Here is a 581-nt window from a genome sequence, read left to right as displayed (position 1 = left end):
AGATTCTGGACCGTGCCGCTGAGGATCGGGGCGGAGGCGCTGCGCTGCTCCACGCGCGTCGCCCGCAGCACGCCCGGTGCCGCCGGCAAGCCCCAGACCTGCAGCGTCGTGTTGGGCACGAGGGCAGCAAGCCCGGCCGCATCGGCCCAGACGGTGGCGTTGTCGGTGGTCACCGTGGTGCCCATGATGACGAAGCTGCCCTGCGCCAGGTCAACCGACGACAGCGGGCCGCGGATATCGGCCGCCGAATCGACCCGGCGGGCCGTGCCGCTGGTGAAGTCGGCGTTGACCGGCCCGAGGACCTTCACGCTCATGCCCAGCTGCAGCGCCGCGGCATCCTCGAGGTTGATGACGGCGCTGTCCGTGTCGTAGCGCAGTCCGCTGACGATGATGCTGCCGGCGCCGTCGACCCCGCCGATGCCGGCCGCATCGGCGGTGCTCACGCCGGTGCCGCCGGAGCCCACGCCCGAGCCGTCGTCGCCGCCGGAGGCGGTCGAAGTGCCGCCGCTGCTCGTGCCGGAGGTGCCCGAAGTGCCGCCGCCCTGGCCGTCGCCGCCAGCAGGGCCGCTCTCTCCGCCGGC

General features: G+C 74.0%; 1 protein-coding gene. It reads right to left on the bottom strand.

Annotation, left to right across the window (positions count from 1 at the left end; genetic code table 11):
* Positions 1-581, bottom strand: a 581-nt coding sequence (locus tag AC3A6B_RS29845) for a DUF5666 domain-containing protein (RefSeq protein WP_487840244.1), incomplete at both ends; no start/stop codon positions are given.

It is taken from the genome of Variovorax sp. Soil_C_33, assembly GCF_057656935.1.
The sequence above is the reverse complement of the archived record's forward strand: the minus strand, read 5'-3'. Positions and strand labels throughout refer to the sequence as shown.